13 protein-coding genes are annotated in these 19,407 nt (G+C 65.6%); 7 read left to right on the top strand and 6 right to left on the bottom strand.

From position 1 onward, the window contains the following. Positions 1–5: 5 nt before the first annotated feature. The 3 genes from H3V53_RS24255 to H3V53_RS24245 form a co-directional block, all read right to left on the bottom strand. The gene (locus H3V53_RS24255) at positions 6–1,163 is read right to left on the bottom strand and encodes an MFS transporter (protein ID WP_336600132.1); all 1,158 of its coding nucleotides are present in this window, start codon (positions 1,161–1,163) and stop codon (positions 6–8) included. Positions 1,164–1,247: 84 nt separating this feature from the next. Further along, complete coding sequence (locus H3V53_RS24250) at positions 1,248–2,405, bottom strand: MFS transporter (protein ID WP_336600131.1); 1,158 nt, start codon at positions 2,403–2,405, stop codon at positions 1,248–1,250. 215 nt (positions 2,406–2,620) lie between these two features. Further along, complete coding sequence (locus tag H3V53_RS24245; protein WP_336600130.1) at positions 2,621–3,487, bottom strand: crotonase/enoyl-CoA hydratase family protein; 867 nt, start codon at positions 3,485–3,487, stop codon at positions 2,621–2,623. Between the two features lie 282 nt (positions 3,488–3,769). Here H3V53_RS24245 and H3V53_RS24240 point away from each other — a divergent pair, with 282 nt between their 5' ends. Further along, a complete protein-coding gene (locus H3V53_RS24240; protein WP_336600129.1) occupies positions 3,770–4,327 on the top strand; it encodes a plasmid fertility inhibition factor family protein in 558 nt (185 codons plus the stop codon). Between the two features lie 88 nt (positions 4,328–4,415). Here the strand turns inward: H3V53_RS24240 and H3V53_RS24235 are convergent, their stop codons facing one another. Both H3V53_RS24235 and H3V53_RS24230 read right to left on the bottom strand, forming a co-directional pair. Then, positions 4,416–5,423, bottom strand: coding sequence for a 2-hydroxyacid dehydrogenase (locus H3V53_RS24235; protein WP_336600128.1), 1,008 nt, complete (start codon positions 5,421–5,423; stop codon positions 4,416–4,418). Positions 5,424–5,472: 49 nt separating this feature from the next. Next, positions 5,473–6,459, bottom strand: coding sequence for a LysR family transcriptional regulator (locus H3V53_RS24230; protein WP_336600127.1), 987 nt, complete (start codon positions 6,457–6,459; stop codon positions 5,473–5,475). A gap of 585 nt (positions 6,460–7,044) precedes the next feature. Here H3V53_RS24230 and aspT (H3V53_RS24225) point away from each other — a divergent pair. The 4 genes from aspT (H3V53_RS24225) (at position 7,045) to H3V53_RS24210 (ending at position 13,740) form a co-directional block, all read left to right on the top strand. After that, entirely contained in the window at positions 7,045–8,733 is a 1,689-nt protein-coding gene (gene aspT, locus H3V53_RS24225) for an aspartate-alanine antiporter (protein ID WP_336600126.1), read from the top strand. A gap of 172 nt (positions 8,734–8,905) precedes the next feature. Continuing rightward, positions 8,906–10,591, top strand: a complete 1,686-nt coding sequence (gene aspT / locus H3V53_RS24220; protein WP_336600125.1) for an aspartate-alanine antiporter — start codon at positions 8,906–8,908, stop codon at positions 10,589–10,591. 110 nt (positions 10,592–10,701) lie between these two features. After that, a complete protein-coding gene (locus H3V53_RS24215) occupies positions 10,702–12,363 on the top strand; it encodes a bifunctional aspartate transaminase/aspartate 4-decarboxylase (protein ID WP_336600124.1) in 1,662 nt (553 codons plus the stop codon). Positions 12,364–12,510: 147 nt separating this feature from the next. After that, on the top strand, positions 12,511–13,740 hold the full coding sequence (locus H3V53_RS24210) for a pyridoxal-phosphate-dependent aminotransferase family protein (protein ID WP_336600123.1): 1,230 nt from the start codon (positions 12,511–12,513) through the stop codon (positions 13,738–13,740). Between the two features lie 130 nt (positions 13,741–13,870). Here H3V53_RS24210 and H3V53_RS24205 read toward each other — a convergent pair whose 3' ends face one another. Continuing rightward, positions 13,871–15,082 carry an MFS transporter gene (locus tag H3V53_RS24205; protein WP_336600122.1) on the bottom strand — a complete coding sequence of 404 codons (1,212 nt, stop codon included), beginning with the start codon at positions 15,080–15,082 and terminating at the stop codon, positions 13,871–13,873. A gap of 397 nt (positions 15,083–15,479) precedes the next feature. On the opposite strand from H3V53_RS24205, the gene xdhA reads away from it, so the two are divergent. Both xdhA and xdhB read left to right on the top strand, forming a co-directional pair. Then, a complete protein-coding gene (xdhA, locus tag H3V53_RS24200) occupies positions 15,480–17,021 on the top strand; it encodes a xanthine dehydrogenase small subunit (protein WP_336600121.1) in 1,542 nt (513 codons plus the stop codon). A 30-nt stretch (positions 17,022–17,051) separates the two neighbouring features. Next, positions 17,052–19,403 (top strand): xanthine dehydrogenase molybdopterin binding subunit, encoded by a 2,352-nt coding sequence (gene xdhB, locus H3V53_RS24195; RefSeq protein WP_336600120.1) that lies wholly within the window; start codon positions 17,052–17,054, stop codon positions 19,401–19,403. The last annotated feature ends 4 nt before the right edge of the window (positions 19,404–19,407 follow it).

Here is a 19,407-nt window from a genome sequence, read left to right as displayed (position 1 = left end):
ACATCTCACGACGCGGCGCTCGCCACGCCGCGTCGCTTCTCCCACAAGGCCGCCGCGAGAAACGCCAGCGCGCTCGCGAGCACCACCCCGATCATCGCGTCGTTGCCGACGCTCTTCATCAACGCACCCGCGATCAGCGGTCCGCCGAAGCTCGCGATGCTCCACGACGCGCCCACGAGCGAACTCGCCGACACCAGCGCCACGCCGCGAAAGCGCTCGCCGCACGCGACCAGCGACAACGTATAGATCGCGCCCGCCGCTGCGCCGAGCACGTAGAGCAGCGGCCAGCACAGCCACGGCGACGCCACGGCCAACGGCAAGAGCGGCAGCAGTGCGACGACGAGCACCGCGCAGCCGATGTGCACGCGCTCGCGCCCCAGCCGGTCGGCAAGCCAGCCGATCGGGAACTGCATCGTCGTGTCGCCGAGCAGCAGCGTGGACGCGAACAGCACGGCGACCTCGCCCGGCACGCCGTGCGCCATCGCGAAGAGCGGCATCAGCGACAACGCGATGGTGTCGAACAGCGCGAAGAAGCCGGTGCCGATCACGAGCGCGGGCATTTGCGGCAGAACGTGACGCCAGCTGCCGTGCGGCTCGTGTTCGTCGGCGGCGTGAGGCGTCGAGCGGATCATCGACAGCACCGGCAACGCGATCAGAAAGATCACGCCGCAGATCAGAAATCGCCAATGATCGAACCGCGCAATCTGACTGACGAGCACGGGGCCCGCCATCTGGAACAGCGTGAAATTGGTCGCATAGATGGCGACGACGCGGCCGCGAGAGGCGTCGTCGGCGAGCTGGTTGACCCAGGCTTCGCCGATCGTGAAGAGCAGCATCAGCGCCGCGCCGCACAGCACGCGCAACAAGGCCCAGACGAACAGGTTCGACGTGAGTTGCATCAGCGCCGTCGCGATGGCGACGATCAGCACCGAGCCGATGATTGCCTCGCGGCCGCCGCAGCGCGCGGCGATCCGGCCAGCGACGGGCACGACCAGCAGGCCGCCGCCCGCCTGCGCGGCCGTCAGCAGGCCGACCACGTCGGTGCCGTATCCCGCTTGCGACAGCGCAAGGGCAGTGAGGGGAAGTGTCGCGCCGCTGCCGAGGCCGACCACGGCCACGCTCAGGATCAGCGCGAGGAAATCACGGGAGAAGACGACTTTCATAACGGGCGTGATGCTACACCGCACGCCTGTCGCGCGCACCCGCCGACGGCGCGATCTGCGGCTTCCGAATGACGGGCGGCGCGCTCAGCCCGCCACGGGCAAGCGCCGGTCGAGCGACACCGACCACCACGTCAGCGCCACGGCAGCCGCGGCCGTCGCGACGCCGACCCAGGGCAGCGACGTGAGCGGCGCGCCCGCGCCGATGGCCATACCGCCGAGCCATGCGCCCGTCGCATTGCCGAGATTGAAGGCGCCTTGATTGAGCGTCGAAGCGAGATTCGGCGCGCTGCTCGCACGGTCGACGATGAGCATCTGCAGCGGCGGCACGATGGCGAACGCCAGCACGCCCCACAGGAAAATCGTGGTCATCGCGGGGATTTCGCTGTGCATCGTCATCGCGAAGACGGACAGGATCGCGACGATCGCGAGCAGGAACGACAGCAGCGACTGCACGGGGCGCCAGTCCGCGAGCTTGCCGCCGAGCGTGCTGCCCACCGTCAGCCCGAGGCCGAACAGCAGCAGCACCATCGTGACGGCATGTGGCGTGAAGCCCGTGACGTCTTCGAGGATCGGCGTGATGTAGGTGAACGTCGAAAAGAGACTCGCCGACGCCAGCACGCTCGTGCCCAGCACCATCAGGACCTGCGGATTCTTCAACACGGTGAATTCGTGCACCAGGCTCGCCTTCTGCATGTCGATCTTCGATGGCAGGCACAGCGCGAGCGCGACGGCCGCGATCACGCCGATGCCCGTCACGGCCCAGAAGGTGGCGCGCCAGCCGACGGCCTGGCCGAGCGCCGTGCCGAGCGGCACGCCGAGCACGTTGGCGAGCGTGAGCCCCGTGAACATGAGGGCAATGGCTTGCGCGCGGCGATTCGGCGCGACGAGCCCCGCCGCGACCACCGAGCCGATGCCGAAGAACGCGCCGTGGCAGAACGCCGTGACAATGCGCGCGGCCATCAGCACCGCGTAGCCCGGTGCGATCGCGCACAGCAGATTGCCGAGGATGAAGATGCCGATCAGGCTCATCAGCGCTTTTTTGCGCGGCATGTTGGCGACCGCGATCGCGACGATGGGCGCGCCGATCGTCACGCCCAGCGCGTACGCGGACACCAGCATGCCCGCCGCCGGAATCGACACGCTCAGATCGCGCGCGACATCGGGCAGCAGCCCCATGATGACGAACTCGGTGGTACCGATTCCGAACGCGGCAACGGCTAGTGCAAGCAGGGGCAAAGGCATGATGGGAATGTCGCGGGAGGGTCGCGCGGGCGGACGGGAGCGCCGCGCGCGGTGCCGTCGCGCGCTTTCGGGACGAGTGCGCAGGCGCCGGCAAGGGTAAGTCAGTAGGGGATTGTACCTAAGCCGATCCCGCCATGCGCTAACGTTCGCGCACTGTTGTATTTCGTCGATAACGACTCGATTGCGCCGCCATCCGGACGAGAAAAGCCCTTATTTCAAGGGACTTTTTTGTCCGGCGCGGGGGCGAGCGAACTGCCGTGACGCCCTGCGCCCGCGGCGAACGCAGCCGCGCCTGCAAGGCCCTGTTCGAACACCGCGCGATACCCGCCCGCGCCTTCGCGGCGCAGGGCTTCGGCGAGATCGTCGAGGGGCGAATTGTCGTAGACGGAGCGGCGGTCGGCGAGCAGTGCGGCTTGTGGAAACGCTGCGAGATCGGCGGCGAGCTGTTCGGCGGCCGCGCGCGCCGCGCCCTTCGGCACGATGCGATTCGCGAGACCGAACGCGAGCGCTTCATCGGCGCTCACGGCGCGGCCCGTCAGGATCAGATCGAGCGCGCGCGACTGGCCGATCAGACGCGGCAGCCGGATCGTCCCGCCGTCGATCAGCGGAATGCCCACGCGCCGGCAGAACACACCGAGCACGGCATCTTCTTCGACCACGCGCAGATCGCACATCGCCGCCAGTTCCAGTCCGCCCGCCACCGCGTGCCCCGCAATCGCCGCGATCACCGGCTTCGTGAACCTCATCCGCGTCGGGCCCATCGGGCCGGGGCCGCTGCCGTCGGCATGCAATTCATTGCGCCGTGCGTCGTCTTGCAGAGCAGAGAGGTCCGCGCCCGCGCAGAACGTGCCGCCCGCGCCCGTCAGCACGGCGGCGCGCCACGCGTCGTTGGCCTCGAAGCGGCGGAAGGCGGCCGCGAGCGCCTCGGCCGTCGGACGGTCGACGGCATTGCGGCGCGCCGGCCGGTCGATCACGATGGTTGCGACGGCGTCGAACGGGTCCGCGACTTGCTTGTTCTGTGCACTTGCGTTTGTTTGTGCAAATTCGATTCGTACGTGTTCGCTGAAGTGTTCGCTAGCCATCGTTGTCTCCGCTGCGACGGATCGGTGAAACCGCTGGACTGAAAACAGGGCAGCAAGTAAAGGCAAATAAAGGCGCGAGGCATGCTTCGACACCCTAAAGAAGCGCGCCAAACGACCGCTAAAGCAGGAGCAACAGCCTCGGCGACGATGCGTGACGAACAGGCGGCGATGCAGCGCGAATCGCCTGTCATCAGTTCACGCGGTTTTAACAATCGACTCGTAGCTTAGGTGAATTTTGAACAGCCAGGGCGCGTGCACGCACCGGCGCAGGGAGTACGCCCTATGTCCTCATTAATGGAATCACCGACCACGTCTTCCGCGGTCTCGCCGCCATCGGGCAACGAGCCTGTCTGGATCGTTCCGCTGCACGCTCATCCGCACTATGCGCACGTGCGCCTGAGGCGCGTCTTCACGACGGACGGCACGCGGCACCAGGTCGTGCTCGTCGATGCGCGCAAGCTGCTGGCATGCGCGGATCGCGACGAAACGGATTACGTGCTGCGCCCCGTGGACGAATGGCATCAGGGCAAGGTGCGCGGCATCCGCGAGTTTCTCGATCCGGCGAACGCGCGCATTCCGCAGATGCCCTACGTGACCATCACGACGCGCTGTGCGCCGGGATTGCTCGGCTGGCTGCGGCTCGAGCACGAAGGCGTGGTCGCGTTTCGCAACGGGCAGCACCGCGCGCGCTACATGCTTGCGGCGGGCGCCGTGTGGTTTCCCGTCGAAGTGCACGAGCGCGAAGCGGCGCTGCTGCGCCAGTTCTGCGGCGCGCCCGACGATGCGCGCACGGCGTTGCGTCCCGCTTTCGCCGACGCGGACGCCATCTCGCGCACCTGACCCGTACGCTATTCAACAGACGAACAACTGAACGCGCATCGGCACGGCACGTATCGATGCGCGTGCGCGCCCGTGCGTGGCGCGCGCCTCAACCGTTCGCGGGCGGCGGCTCGACGACGTTGCGCGGCGTGCCGTCGCGCCAGGCTTCGACATTGCCGAGCGTCGTCTGCGCGATCTCCGACATCGCCTCGCGTGTGAAGAACGCCTGGTGCGCGGTGACGATCACGTTCGGGAACATCAGAAGCCGGGCGAGCACGTCGTCTTGCAGCGGCAGGTTCGAGTGATCCTCGAAGAAGATGCCGCCTTCTTCCTCGTACACGTCCAGCCCGAGATGCCCAAGCTGGCCGCTTTTCAGCGCGCCGATCAGCGCATTGCTTTCGACGAGCCCGCCGCGCCCCGTGTTGATCAGCATCGCGCCGCGCTTCATCTTCGCGAGCGCGTGGCTGTCGATCATGTGATACGTGGACGGCAGCAGCGGGCAATGCAGGCTCACGATGTCCGCGTGCGCGAGCAGCGTGTCGAGCGGCACGTAGCGCCCGCCAAGCGCGATCAGTTCCGTTGCGGGCGGCCCGGGATCATGCGCGAGCACCTGCATGCCGAAGCCCGCCATGATGCGCGCGAAGCACCGGCCGATGGTGCCCGTGCCGATCACGCCGACCGTCTTGCCGTGCAGGTCGAAGCCGAGCAGCCCGTTCAGCGAGAAATCGCCTTCGCGCGTGCGGGCGAACGCGCGCGCCAGCTTGCGGTTCAACGCGAGAATCAGCCCCACGGCGTGCTCGGCCACGGCATACGGCGAATAGGCGGGCACTCTGACCACGGCCATGCCCAGCCGCTGCGCCGCCGCCAGATCGACGTGATTGAAACCCGCCGAGCGCAGCGCGATGAGGCGCGTGCCGCCCGCGTGCAGGCGCTCGAGCGTCGGGGCATCGACGCAGTCGTTGACGAACGGACACACGACGTCGTAGCCCTGCGCGAGGACGGCCGTGTCTGCTTCGAGATGCGACTCGTGAAAATGCAGCTCGTAGCGGAACGCCGCGTTCGCTTCGGTGAACGTGTCGATGTCGTACTGGCGGCTGCTGAACAGGATCATGCGCATGGCTCGTGGCCTCCCGTTGGGCACAACCGACCCGGCGCAAACGCGCGGCTTACGAAGCGTGCTGCGCGATGTGCAGATCGTGCGCGACTATGGCATGCGCGTTGGCGGGAAGGGGCGACTGCCCGCAACCCGCATGCTCGACCGTGTAATCGACGAACGCGCGCGTCCTGGCGGGCAAATGGCGGCGGCGCGGATACACCAGCGACACCCTGGCCTGCGATTCGTCGACCGTGTAGTCCTGCATGATGCGCTTCAACGCGCCCGTTGCGAAGTCGTCGGCGACGAGCGGCTCGGGCAGCACCGCGACGCCCATGCCCGCGATCGCCGCGAGGCGCACGAGCAGCGCGCTGTTGACCATGTACGACGGTTCGATCGAGACGGGCTGCGCGTCGCCGTCGCCATCGACGAAATGCCAGACGACGGGCCCGCGCGGCTCGACGGGCGCCGCGATGCACGTATGCAGCGCGAGATGCTCGGGATGATGCGGCTCGTCGCGGGCGGCCAGGTAGGACGGCGACGCGCAAGGCACGAGCCGCTGCGTCGCGAACGACAGCTCGACGCTGTCCGTATCCGCCGCCGCGCCCGACGGCGACGGACCGGCGATGAACAGCCCCACGTCGTAGCCGTCTTCGATCAGATGCGGCGCGCGCTCGGCGAGCGTCAGCCGGATTCGCACCCGCGGGCAGCGCCGGCGGTAGCCGTCGAGCAATTGCGTCAGCGCCTGCGGCGACAGCGCGCCCGTCGCGACGACGCGCAGCGTGCCGCCCGGCTCGCGCTCCGTGCCCGCGACGGAGCCTTCCAGATGGTCGAGTTCCTCTAGCAGTCCGCGGCAGCCCTCCAGGTAGTGCACGCCCGCTTCCGTCAGAGACAGGTTGCGCGTCGTGCGATTGATGAGGCGTGCATGCAGATGCGCTTCGAGCGTGGCGATCGAGCGCGTGACGAGCGCGTTCGATACCTTCAGCTGCTGGGCCGCGCGTCTGAAGCTCTGGGTTTCGGCCACCCGGACGAATACCCGCATTGCGTAGATCTGGTTCATGTTGGCGCCCTCGTAAAGCGCGGTGCTGCCGCGCGTCGTTGACCCGGTTGTGGCGTGCGGCAGATAGCTGCGTCAGCCTTTGCGGGTTTGATGCCGGAAATCGCTTGCGAATGCAAGCGGTGCCGGCGCAAGAAACTGAGTCACCGGTTCAAAAATAATATTGACAGTTGCCGGCGATTACAATATTTCTTGAAAACGATGACGCTTATTGCGTACTTGTAAAAGGCCAATACCCTGTCATTTTCAGAAAAGGCGCATTGCGATTCCGCCAGCTTAATAACACCGACATAAAAACCCCCATCGGCTGTAAAGCCGTGTTCAGGTTGTTCGACAACTTTGCGAGGGAACCATGTCTGCCAACGCCAGCAACACCAGCTGATGCAAGGCGGTCCGTCGAATCCGTCAAACGGAGCCGGCGCGAACGTGTCACCGGCGGACCCCACATTCCGTTTCGAATTCACCGGTTAATTCCGGGGGATATTCGTGCGCTTTTTCTAAATCGCGATTAAATGACGTCCGGATTAATCGTGGCCTCGCGCTTTTAAAAAGATTCATAAAACCAGCCGCTTTTCGGGAAATCCGAACATGGTCGCTGAATTGCTTAAGGCTCAGCCGGAGATTGCCCTGTTCGCGAGCCTTGCGCTCGGATATCTGATTGGATCGATCAAAATTGGTCCGATCCAGCTTGGCGGAGTATGCGGCACGCTGATTGTCGCATTGCTGCTCGGGCAGACGGGCGCGCGCATCGCCCCCGATCTCAAGAACATCGCGTTCGCACTGTTCATCTTCGCGCTCGGCTTCACGGGCGGTCCGCAGTTTTTCGCCAATATCGGGCGCGGCTGGCGCTACGGGCTGCTGTCGATTGTCGAGATCGTCTCGGTGCTCGTGCTGGTGATGATCGCCGTCGCGGTGCTGCATCTGGACGCGGGCACGGCGGCGGGACTGCTGGCGGGCGCGGCGACGGAATCGGCCGTCATCGGCACGGCCTCGGAGGCCGTCGCGAAACTGGGCTTCGGCGACGCCGAGACGTTGCGGCTGCAAGCGAACATCGTCACGGCTTACAGCGTCAGCTATCTGTTCGGTCTTATCACGATTGTGCTGTTTACCAGTCAGTTCGCGGCGCTGCTGATGCGCGTGAATCTGCGCGACGAAGCCGAGCGTGTGTGGCGGCAGCTGGGCGGCGGAGACTCGCTCGAAGAGGGCAAGCGGCTGGCCGCCCCTGCGCTGGTGGGCCGCGCGTTTCGCGTGGGACGGGCGGCAGGCGTCGCCGTTGGTGCATTCGAGGCGCAGTACGGCCACAACCTGACCGTCGAACAGATCGAGCGCGGCGGCGCGCCGCTCGCCGTCACGCCTGAACTGGCGCTTGCGGCGGGCGACTTCGTGCTGGTCAACGGCCGGCGCGAGGCGCTGGTGGCCGCGGCACCCGCGCTCGGCGACGAAGTGGCGTCGGGTCACGGCTTCTCGACGGCGCTCGCCGACACCGTCGACGTGGTGTTGACGCGCAAGGACGCGCACGGCGCGACGATCCGCCAGTTGCGTGAACGCGCCGACCCGGCGCAGGGGCGCGGCGTCTACATCGCGGCCGTCACGCGGCTGGAGACGCGCGTGCCCGCGCTGCCGGGCACCGAACTTAATCGCGGCGACGTGCTGACGCTGGTCGGCGCGAAGGCCGACGTCATGCGCGGCGCGCAGCGGCTCGGCTACATCCTGCCCGCGACGCTCAAGACCGACTTTGTCTATCTCGGCCTCGGCGTGCTGATCGGCATGGCGATCGGGCGGCTGTCGGGCACGTTCGGCGGCATGACGCTCGCGCTCGGCACGGGCGGCGGCTGTCTGCTGTCGGGACTGCTGTTCGGCTGGATTCGCTCGCGTTATCCCGTGGTCGGCTCGCTGCCGTCGGCGGCCGCGCAGATCCTCAAGGACTTCGGACTGGCGACGTTCATCGCCGCCGTCGGCCTGTCCGCCGGTCCGGACGCGATCAAGCTCGTGCGCGAGTACGGGCTCGCGCTGCCCATCGTGGGAATCCTGATGGTGCTGGTGCCGGGGCTGCTGTCGCTGTGGGTCGGCCGCATGCTCCTGAAGCTCGACCCGGTGACGCTGCTGGGCGCGATTGCCGGCCAGCAGTGCAGCACGCCCGCGATCAGCGCGCTCGTCGGCGTGACGGGCAACTCGACGCCCGTCATCGGCTACACGATCACCTACGCGCTGTCGAACATCCTGTTGCCGCTGATGGGGCCCGTCGTGGTCGGGCTGGCCGCGAAGTTCGCGCTTTGACCCGGGCGACGGGTTGCCAATGCGCAAGGACAGCCGAAGCGCGAACCAGCAGCATCGCATGTCCACGCGATTCGCGATGAGCGCGCACGGGCAGGAGCGGCGGACGGTAGTGCCACATCGTCCGCCGCGTTCGGTCGCGGGCAGCCCGCCCGCTTTTCAATGAGGGGGCACGATGGACCTGATACACAACATCTTTCATAAATCGCCCGAGATCGCTTTATTTCTCTCGCTGGCCGTCGGGTATTTCATCGGCCAGATCAATTTCGGCAAATTTCAGCTGGGCGGCGTCGGCGGCTCGCTGCTGGCGGCCGTCGTCATCAGTCAGGCGGGCGTGTCGATCGACAACGGCGTCAAGGCGGTGATGTTCGCCGTGTTCATCTATGCCGTCGGCTACGACTCGGGACCCGGGTTCTTCAATTCGCTGAACCGACGCACGCTGCGCGAAATCGCGATGGCGCTGTTTCTGGCCGTGTCGGCGCTGATCACCGTGATCGTCTGCGCGAAGATTTTCCATCTGAACAAGGGGCTGGCGGCAGGGCTCGCGGGCGGCGCGCTCACGCAGTCGGCCATCATCGGCACGGCGGGCGACGCCATCGCGCGGCTCGGTCTGCCGCCCGAAGAAGTGAAGTCGCTGCAGTCGGACGTCGCGATCGCGTACGCCGTGACCTACGTGTTCGGCTCGCTCGGCGCGATTATCGTGTGCGTGAACATCCTGCCGAAGTTCATGGGGCGCGACCTGCGCTCGGCCGCGCTCGATGCCGAAGCGAAACTCTCGGGCGGCACGCCGTCGCGCGGGCCGGGACAGATGGCGGCGTTGCCCGAACTGGTCGGGCGCGCGTTCAAGGTCGGGCCGGCGGCGGGACGCAAGGTGTCCGAGGTCGAAATGAGCGTGCAGGACTTCGTGTCGATCGAGAAGATCCGGCGCGCCGGCAAGGAAATCGATCCCGCGCCGGACGTCGTGCTGGCCGCCGACGATGTCGTGCTCGTCGTCGGGCGGCGCGAAGGGATGGTGCCCGTCGCGCCCAAGCTCGGCATCGAAGTCTCCGACGTGACCGACGTCAGCGCCGTGATGCAGACGCGCCAGGCCGTGTTCACGCGCAAGGGCATGAACCATACGACGATCAGGACGGTGCGCGAAAACGTCGACCGCGACCTGCGGCATGGCGTGTTTCTCGAAAGCATCACGCGGGTCGGCCAGCCGGTGCCGATCCTGCCCGAGACACAGCTCGAACACGGCGACGTGCTCACGTACTTCGGCTCCGCGAAGGACACGAAGCGCGCGGTGCAGGCGACGGGCTACGAGCTGCCGTATTCGATCAAGACCGACTTCATCTACATGGGCGTCGGCATGGTGGTCGGACTGCTGATCGGGTTGATCGTCGTGAATATAGGCGGCGTGCCGCTTACGCTCGGCTCGGGCGGCGGCTGCCTGCTCGCGGGCCTCGTGTTCGGCTGGATGCGCGGCAAGCACCCGATGTACGGCGTGATGCCGCCTGCCGCTTCGCGCCTGTTGCAGGACTTCGGGCTCGCGGCGTTCGTCGCCGTGGTCGGTCTGAACTCGGGCCTGCAGGCCGTGACGACGATCAAGCAGCTGGGCTTGACGATCTTCCTGCTCGGCGTGGTCGTCACGCTGCTGCCGCTGCTGCTCACGATGCTGTTCGGCCGCTATGTGCTGCGCTACGACAACGCGGCCATTCTGGCGGGCGCGCTGTCGGGCTCCCGTAGCGCCAATCCGGCGTTCGGCGGCGTGCTAGACAAGGCCGAAAGCGCCGTGCCGACCGTGCCGTTCGCGATCACCTATGCGATCGCGAATGTGCTGCTGACGTTGCTGGGACCGCTCGTCGTCGGGCTGGTCTGAATGCGCCGGCGGGGCGCGCGTCCCGCTGGCCAAGGACTGTCGCCGCCGTATCGGACGGGCACTGCCCGCGACGCGCCGGCGCATTTCCCCCTTTTACTGGAGAACGCATCATGGCAAAGGACAAACAGGGTAACGGCAAGGGTGACGACAAGGCGGCGCTGCAGGCGCTCAGTCCGTTCGAACTGAAGGACGAGTTGATCAAGGCGGCGGGCGGCGGGGCCGTCGAGCGTCCCGCCAATGTTTCGATGCTCAACGCCGGCCGCGGCAACCCGAACTTTCTCGCGACGATCCCGCGCCACGGCTTCTGGCAGCTCGGCCTGTTCGCGATGCGCGAGTCGGAGCGCTCGTTCACGTACATGCCCGAGGGCGTCGGCGGCTTTCCGAAGCGCGAAGGGCTGGCCGAGCGCTTCGAACTGTTCCTGCGCGAGAACAAGGGCTCGCCGGGCATCGACTTTCTCGCGGGTGCCGTGTCGTATGTGCGCGATCAGCTGGGCCTGTCGGGCACCGATTTCCTCTACGAGATGTGCGAGGGCATTCTGGCGTCGAATTACCCCGTGCCCGACCGCATGCTGAAGCTGTCGGAAGTGATCGTCGGGCAGTATCTGCGGCGCGAGATGATCGGCAAGTATCCGTTCGTCGGCGAGTTCGACATCTTCGCTGTGGAAGGCGGCACGGCCGCGATGACCTACATCTTCAACACGATGAAGCAGAACCACCTGATCAAGGCGGGCGACACCATCGCGCTCGGCCGCCCGATCTTCACGCCGTACATCGAGATTCCGACGCTCAACGACTACGAACTGAACGTCGTCAATCTGGATGCCGACGTCGAGAACAACTGGCAGTACTCGAAGGCCGAACTCGACAAGCTGCGCGACCCGAAGGTGAAGGCGTTCTTCCTCGTGAATCCGAGCAATCCGCCTTCCGTGAGGATCAGCGACGAGAGCCTCGAATACATTGCGCAGATCGTCAAGGAGCGCCCGGACCTGATCCTGTTGACGGACGACGTGTACGGCACCTTTGCCGACGACTTCGTGTCGCTGTTCGCGCTCGCGCCGAAGAACACGATCCTCGTCTACTCGTACTCGAAGTATTTCGGCGCGACGGGCTGGCGCCTCGGCACGATCGCGACGCACAAGGACAACGTCATGGACAAGCTGATTGCCGAGTTGCCGAAGGACACGAAGAAGATTCTGCACAAGCGTTACGAGTCGATCACGACGGAGCCGGACAAGCTGAAGTTCATCGACCGGCTGGTGGCCGACAGCCGCACCGTCGCGCTGAATCACACGGCGGGCCTGTCGACGCCGCAGCAGGTGCAGATGGTGCTGTTCTCGCTGTTTTCGCTGATGGACACGCCCGACGCCTACAAGAACGCGCTCAAGCACCTGATCCGCAACCGCAAGCGCGCGCTGTTCGAGGAAATCGGCATCGCGTTCGACGAGAAAGACGCGAACCAGGTCGACTACTACACGATCATCGACATGGAGTATTTCGGCGAACGTGCGTACGGCCGCGAGTTCGTCGACTGGCTGCTCCAGCATACCGAGGCGTCGGAGCTGCTGTTCCGTCTCGCAACCGACGCGCGCGTGGTGCTGCTGCCGGGCATGGGCTTCGGCACGAAGCATCCTTCGGGACGCGTATCGCTCGCCAATCTCAACGAGTCCGACTACCGCAAGATCGGACGCGCGATCCGCAAGCTCACGGAAGAGTACGTCGAGCGCTACAGGAAGGAGACGGGCAAGGACCTGCAGCGCAAAGAGGTCAAGTGACAATCTCGGGCGCGAAGACCGGGATGCGTCTCTTGCACAAACGCGCATATCGGTGAATGATCGGAAAAATCAGCCCGCCGCCCGCAGGTCTGCTGCGCGCGGCGGGTTGTTTTTTCTGTCCTGTCCTTCGTCCCTTGCGTTCCGATCATGACCACTACAACGTCCCATGTCGTTCCCTGTCCTGAAGTCGAATCGCTCGACGCGATTCTTCCCGAAGAGCCGCTCCTGATGATGGGCGCCGGCCCCGTGCCGATTCCCGCCGCCGTCGCGAAGGCCAACGCGATCGTCATCAACCATCTGGGCGGCACGATGGCCAAGGTGGTCGGACAGGTGAAGACGATGGCCCGCTACGTGTTCCAGACGAACTCGAAATGGGTGCTGGGCGTGGCAGGCCCGGGCTCGGCCGCGATGGAAATGGCGATCTCCAACCTCGCGTGGCAGGGCACGCGCGTGCTCAGCATCAAGAACGGCTTTTTCAGCGCGCGGATGGCGGAAATGGGGCGGCGCGTCGGCGCGGACGTCTCGCTGCTCGAAGTCGGCGACCGTGCCGTCGCGACGCTCGAACAGGTCGAAGAAGCGATCCGGCGCACGCGGCCCGAGATCGTGACGATCGTGCAGGGCGAGACGTCCAACACCGTCTGGAACTATCAACTGAAGGACATCGCGGCACTCGCGAAAAAGGCGGGCGCGCTGGTCGTCGTCGATGCCGTGTGCACGCTGTCGACGATGCCGCTCGAAATGGATGCGTGGGGCATCGATGCCGTGATCACGGGCGGGCAGAAGGGGCTTTCGTCGATTCCGGGCGTGTCGCTGATCGCGTTTTCGGATGCCGCGTGGGAGCGCGTGAAAGGGCGCTCGCATGCCAGTGCGCATTGGTGTCTGGATGCATCATTGGCCGAGAATTTCTGGCACAACGCGGGATATCACTACACGGCGCCCGTGTCGGGCGTGCTCGCATTGCACGAGGCGCTGCGGCTGGTTTGCGCCGAGACACTGGAGAAGCGTTTTGCGCGGCATCTGAAGTGCTCGCTCGCCTTGCAGGCGGGCATCAGCGCGATGGGTTTGCAGCTGTTCGCGCCGGCTGAGTGCCGGTTGAATTCCGTGGTCGGCATCGAGGTGCCGGCGCGGCAGGGCACGGCGCTGACACCCGCCGATATCTGCGGGCATATTTCGCGCTATCACCAGGTCGAGATCTCGGGATCGTTCGGTTTGCCGATCGTGCGGATCGGGCAGATGGGCGAGCAGGCGCGCGCGCATAACCTGTTCCGTACGCTGCACGCGTTTGGGCGAACGATGGTGGACCTTGGCGTCGAAGTGGATTTGCCGGCTGGCGTGGCGGCGCTCGAGAGGGCGCTTGCGGGTGGGCGTGAGGAGTAAGGATTTTGCGTGGGCGTCGGCGTTGGGCCCGTGCGGTGTTCGGGCAACGCTAACGCATCAAAGACAAAGCGCGGATGCCAGCAAAACCCACAAAACTCACGTCAACGCCTGCGCCTCAGACGCAAAAACCTCAAGCCGCCGCAGGCGCGTTCGGCGTGCGTGAACTGCGCAAATAGAGCATGGTCGACAGCGCCACGGCCGCCGCCGCTGCAACAGCCGCGAACAAAAACACCGAGCCGTAACCGAATTCGCCAGCGATATATCCCGCCAGCGGCCCGGTAATACCCAGCGACAAGTCCAGAAACACGGAGTACGCCGACAGCGCCGCGCCGCGGCTAGCGGGCGGCACCAGCCCGACGGCCTCGACGCCCAGCGCCGGAAACACCAGCGCAAATCCGAACCCCGTTAGCGCCGCGCCCGCCAGCGCGACATGCGGCTCGGGCGCGAGCCACAGCAACAGCAACCCGACGCATTCGAAGGAAAACGACGCAATCGCCACGCGGAAACCGCCGTACGTCTTGATCGTGTTCGCAAACAACAGGCGCGCGCCGATGAACAGCGTGCCGAACACCGTCAACGATAACGCCGCGTTCGGCCAGTGCTTTGCCGCATAAAACAGCGTGATGAACGTCGCAATCGAGCCGAATCCCGCCGAGCCGAGCGCGAGCCCGATGCCGTGCGGCAGCACGCGCGTGAACACGCTGCCGTACGACATGCGCTCGCCGTGAACCACGGGGACGGCCGCAATTGGGCGCGTGAGATAGAAGCCGAGCGCCGCCAGCGCGATCACGACGACGCCGAGCGCGAAAAAGCCCACGTTGTGCGCGATGGCGACGCCGAGCGGCGCGCCGATCGCGAGCGCGCCATACGTGGCGATGCCGTTCCACGAGATCACGCGCGCGTTGTTCGTCGTGCCGACGCGTCCGATGCCCCACAGGATTGCGCCCGTGCCGCACAGGCTCTCGCCGAAGCCCAGCACGAGCCGGCTCAGCACCAGCAGGCTCAGGCTCAGCACCGGCCAGCGGCCGAGGAGCACGGCCAGCAGCAACAGCAGGCCGCTCACGCCGCAGCCGATCAGACCGATCGTCACCGTTTTCTTCGGCCCGAGCGTATCCGCCGAGCGTCCGGCGAGCGGGCGCGACGCGAGCGTCGCAAAGTACTGCACGCTGATCGCCAGACCTGCGATCACGGCGCTATAGCCCAGATCGTCGTGGACATAGCCCGGCAGCACGGCCAGCGGAATGCCGATTGTCAGGTAGCAAAGAAACGTGAAGAAAACGACAGGAATGATCTGCAACGTGACGGCAAATTCGCTGCGCGGCTTGGCGGAGTCGGCGGACATGGGGAAAACGAGACTTGAAATCGGCGGGAAGGCATGATTGTCCCATGGAACCGATCCCCCCGCAGCGCCTGCTTAATTATTTTCCCGCCGGAAAAACGGGCACTGCCGCCATTTTGAGGGATTTCCGTCAATTTTTCCGCCTCCCTGTCGAAACTTAGCCGGCTGCAGCGGCGCGACTGAGTGTCCCAACCTAACCAAATTGGGCAAAAATTGCTTTCAGCGGACACGGCTTCATAAGCGCTGCGTGCCGCGCCCGTCTCAATTTATCGCTCCAGCTGTATGTCCCCCATGCGATCGGGCCTATGGGTTGTGAATATTGATGATGCTACTTTTCGAATCGTCAGCCGCACCGCCGCACTCCCCATCCAGGCGCGAACAACCGAAACGAGCACGAGACATGAGCCAGCCGATCCGCTTTTACCACCGCAACGCGATCCGTGAGATCGCCGACGCGCCCGTCACCCGCACCGTCCTTCAATATCTGCGCGAAGACGCGCGCTGCACGGGCACGAAGGAAGGCTGCGCCGAAGGCGACTGCGGCGCCTGCACCGTCGTCATCGGCGAGCGCGACGACGCGGGCGGCGTCAGCTTCAAGGCGGTCAACGCGTGCATCCAGTTTCTGCCGACGCTCGACGGCAAGGCGCTCTTCACCGTCGAAGACCTGCGCCAGCCCGACGGCAGCCTGCATCCCGTGCAGGAAGCGCTGGTCGAGTGCCACGGCTCGCAGTGCGGCTTCTGCACGCCTGGCTTCGTGATGTCGATGTGGTCGATGTACGAGAAGCACGGCCACGAGCATGCATGCGCGAACCGGACGGTGCCGAACCGCGCCGATATCGCCAACGCGCTGACGGGCAACCTGTGCCGCTGCACCGGCTACCGGCCGATCATCGAGGCCGCCGAACGCATGTTCCAGTTGCCCGCGCCGAAAGCGCCCGTCGACGTGAAGTCGCTTGCGGAAAAGCTCGCGGCAATCGGGCGCACCGACACCTTCCACTACGAACACAACGGCCAGACCTTCGACGCGCCGCGCACCGTCGCCGCGCTCGCGAAGATCAAGGCCGACGCGCCCGGCACGCGCATTCTCGCGGGCAGCACCGACATCGGCCTGTGGGTCACGAAGATGATGCGCGAGCTCGGCCATATCGTGTACGTCGGTCAGATCGACGAAATGTGCAAGCTCGAAACGAACGGCGACTGGATCGAGATCGGCGCGGGCGTGACCGTGGAGCGCGCCTATGCGGAACTGGCGAAGCAGTATCCCGAACTCACCGAGATGTGGCAGCGCTTCGCGTCGCTGCCCATCCGCAACGCGGGCACGCTGGGCGGCAACGTCGCCAACGGCTCGCCCATCGGCGATTCGATGCCGGGGCTGATCGCGCTGGGCGCACGCGTCGTGCTGCGCGGCGGCGACATCGAGCGCGAGCTGCCGCTCGAAGACCTGTACCTCGCGTATCAGAAGAAGGACATGGCGGAGCACGAGTTCGTCGTCGGGCTGAAGGTGCCCGCGCGCAACGAGGCGCGCAAACACTTCACGTTCCGCACGTACAAGATTTCGAAGCGCTTCGATTCGGACATTTCGGCCGTGTGCGCCGCGTTCTCGTTCATTGCCGACGGCGAGACGATCCGCGAGCCGCGCATCGCGTTCGGCGGCATGGCGGCGACACCAAAGCGCGCGACGCACGCCGAAGCCGCACTCGCCGACGCCGACTGGCACGAAGCGACGGCGCAGGCTGCGATGATCGCGCTTGGCAACGACTATCAACCGCTCTCCGACATGCGCGCGACGAGCGACTACCGGCTCGAGGCGGCGAAGAACACGCTGTATCGCTTCTGGCTCGAAACGCGTCCGAACAATCCGCTGCAAAAGAGCGCGATCGATGTGCGCGCGGTTATCGCGGCCGGTGCAGATGCTGGAGCCGACGCTGGTGCAGAAGCCTAAGGACGCAAAGGAACACGGAGAACCCACAGAATGAACCAGCAAGCCGAACCGTTCCTGAAGGACGCAAAAGAACTCGCCGAGTTCACGCAGGTACACGTGTCGCGTCCGCATGAATCCGCGCATCTGCACGTGAGCGGGCGCGCCACTTATACGGATGACATCCCCGAAATCGCGGGCACGCTGCACGCGGCGCTTGGCCTGTCGCCGAAAGCGCACGCGAAGATTCTGTCGATGTCGTTCGACAAGGTGCGTGCGACGCCCGGCGTCGTCGCCGTGTTCACGGCAGGCGACATCCCCGGTCATAACGATTGCGCGCCGATCGTCAAAGGCGATGATCCGATTCTCGCGGACGGCGTCGTGCAGTACGTCGGTCAGCCGATGTTCATCGTCGTCGCGACGTCGCACGATGCGGCGCGGCTTGGTGCGCGTCGCGCGGACATCGAGTTCGAGGAATTGCCCGCCGTGCTGACGGCGCAGCAGGCGCGCGCCGCGAACCAGAGCGTGATCCCGCCGATGCGACTCGCGCGCGGCGACGCAGCCACGAAGCTCGCGCACGCGACGCATCGCGACGCGGGTGAAATGCTGCTCGGCGGCCAGGAGCAGTTTTATCTGGAAGGGCAGATTTCGTACGCCGTGCCGAAGGACGACGACGGCATGCATGTGTGGTGCTCGACGCAGCATCCGACGGAAATGCAGCATCTCGTCGCGCACGTGCTCGGCGTGCATTCGCACAACGTGCTGGTCGAATGCCGGCGGATGGGCGGCGGCTTCGGCGGCAAGGAATCGCAGTCGGGTCTGTTCGCGTGTTGCGCGTCGCTCGCGGCGTGGAAGCTGCTGTGTCCCGTCAAGCTGCGCCCCGATCGCGACGACGACATGATGGTCACGGGCAAGCGCCACGATTTCCACTACACGTACGACGTCGGCTACGACGACGACGGGCTGATCGAGGGCGTATCCGTCGATATGACCTCGCGCTGCGGCTTTTCCGCCGATCTGTCCGGCCCCGTGATGACGCGCGCCGTGTGCCACTTCGACAACGCGTACTTCCTGTCGGACGTGGCCATCGACGGTTTCTGCGGCAAGACCAACACGCAGTCGAACACGGCGTTTCGCGGTTTCGGCGGCCCGCAGGGCGCGTTCGCAATCGAATACATCATCGACGACATCGCGCGCTCGCTCGGCAAGGATTCGCTCGACGTGCGCCGCCGCAACCTGTACGGCAAGACTGAGCGCAACCAGACGCCGTACGGCCAGATCGTCGAAGACAACGTGATTCACGAACTGATCGACGAACTCGAAGCGACCAGCGATTACCGCCGGCGCCGCGCCGAAGTGCTCGAATTCAACCGCAACAACGAGGTGCTGAAAAAGGGCCTCGCGCTCACGCCTTGCAAGTTCGGCATCGCGTTCAACGTCACGCACTTCAACCAGGCGGGCGCGCTGGTTCATATCTATACCGATGGCTCCGTGCTCGTGAATCACGGCGGCACGGAAATGGGCCAGGGTTTGAACACGAAGGTCGCGCAAGTGGTCGCGCACGAACTCGGCGTGAGCTTCGGCCGCGTGCGCGTGACGGCGACGGATACGTCGAAAGTGGCGAACACGTCGGCCACGGCGGCATCGACGGGTTCCGACCTGAACGGCAAGGCCGCGCAGGATGCCGCGCGCCAGTTGCGCGAGCGTCTGTCCGTTTTTGCCGCGGAGAAATTCGGCGCGGGCGAAGTGACGGCATCGCAGGTGCGCTTCGCAGGCGACTGCGTGCTGGTCGGCGACGCAATCTTGCCGTTCGAGGAAGTGATCGCGAAGGCGTATCTCGCGCGCGTGCAGTTGTGGTCCGACGGCTTCTACGCCACGCCCAGGCTCTATTGGGATCAGGCGAAGCTGCAAGGGCGGCCGTTTTTCTACTACTCGTACGGTGCGGCCGTATCGGAAGTCGTGATCGACACGCTGACGGGCGAAATGCGCGTGCTGCGCGCCGATGCGCTGCATGACGTGGGCGCGTCGCTGAATCCCGCCATCGACGTCGGCCAGGTGGAAGGTGGCTTCATCCAGGGCATGGGCTGGCTGACGACGGAAGAACTGTGGTGGAACGCGGGCGGCAAGCTGATGACGCATGCGCCGTCCACGTACAAGATTCCGACCGTCAACGACACGCCGCCCGATTTTCGCGTGCGCCTCTTCAAGAACCGCAACGCGGAGGACAGCATTCATCGCTCGAAGGCAACGGGCGAGCCGCCGCTGTTGCTGCCGTTCTCGGTGTTCTTCGCGATCCGCGATGCCGTCGCGGCTGTCGGCGATTACAAGGTGAATCCGCCGCTCAACGCCCCCGCGACGGCCGAGGAAATTCTCAAGGCAGTCCGCGCCGTGCGCGCGGGTCGATAAAGAA

The sequence above is a fragment of the Paraburkholderia bengalensis genome, assembly GCF_037126505.1.
In the GTDB taxonomy this organism is placed as follows: Bacteria; Pseudomonadota; Gammaproteobacteria; order Burkholderiales; family Burkholderiaceae; genus Paraburkholderia; species Paraburkholderia bengalensis.
This window is presented reverse-complemented; position numbering and strand designations above follow the sequence as displayed.

Coding starts and splice junctions, on each gene's coding strand:
- H3V53_RS24255 (WP_336600132.1), bottom strand. CDS start 1,163: ATGAAAGTCGTCTTCTCCCGTGATTTCCTCGCGCTGATCCTGAGCGTG.
- H3V53_RS24250 (WP_336600131.1), bottom strand. CDS start 2,405: ATGCCTTTGCCCCTGCTTGCACTAGCCGTTGCCGCGTTCGGAATCGGT.
- H3V53_RS24245 (WP_336600130.1), bottom strand. CDS start 3,487: ATGGCTAGCGAACACTTCAGCGAACACGTACGAATCGAATTTGCACAA.
- H3V53_RS24240 (WP_336600129.1), top strand. CDS start 3,770: ATGTCCTCATTAATGGAATCACCGACCACGTCTTCCGCGGTCTCGCCG.
- H3V53_RS24235 (WP_336600128.1), bottom strand. CDS start 5,423: ATGCGCATGATCCTGTTCAGCAGCCGCCAGTACGACATCGACACGTTC.
- H3V53_RS24230 (WP_336600127.1), bottom strand. CDS start 6,459: ATGAACCAGATCTACGCAATGCGGGTATTCGTCCGGGTGGCCGAAACC.
- aspT (WP_336600126.1), top strand. CDS start 7,045: ATGGTCGCTGAATTGCTTAAGGCTCAGCCGGAGATTGCCCTGTTCGCG.
- aspT (WP_336600125.1), top strand. CDS start 8,906: ATGGACCTGATACACAACATCTTTCATAAATCGCCCGAGATCGCTTTA.
- H3V53_RS24215 (WP_336600124.1), top strand. CDS start 10,702: ATGGCAAAGGACAAACAGGGTAACGGCAAGGGTGACGACAAGGCGGCG.
- H3V53_RS24210 (WP_336600123.1), top strand. CDS start 12,511: ATGACCACTACAACGTCCCATGTCGTTCCCTGTCCTGAAGTCGAATCG.
- H3V53_RS24205 (WP_336600122.1), bottom strand. CDS start 15,082: ATGTCCGCCGACTCCGCCAAGCCGCGCAGCGAATTTGCCGTCACGTTG.
- xdhA (WP_336600121.1), top strand. CDS start 15,480: ATGAGCCAGCCGATCCGCTTTTACCACCGCAACGCGATCCGTGAGATC.
- xdhB (WP_336600120.1), top strand. CDS start 17,052: ATGAACCAGCAAGCCGAACCGTTCCTGAAGGACGCAAAAGAACTCGCC.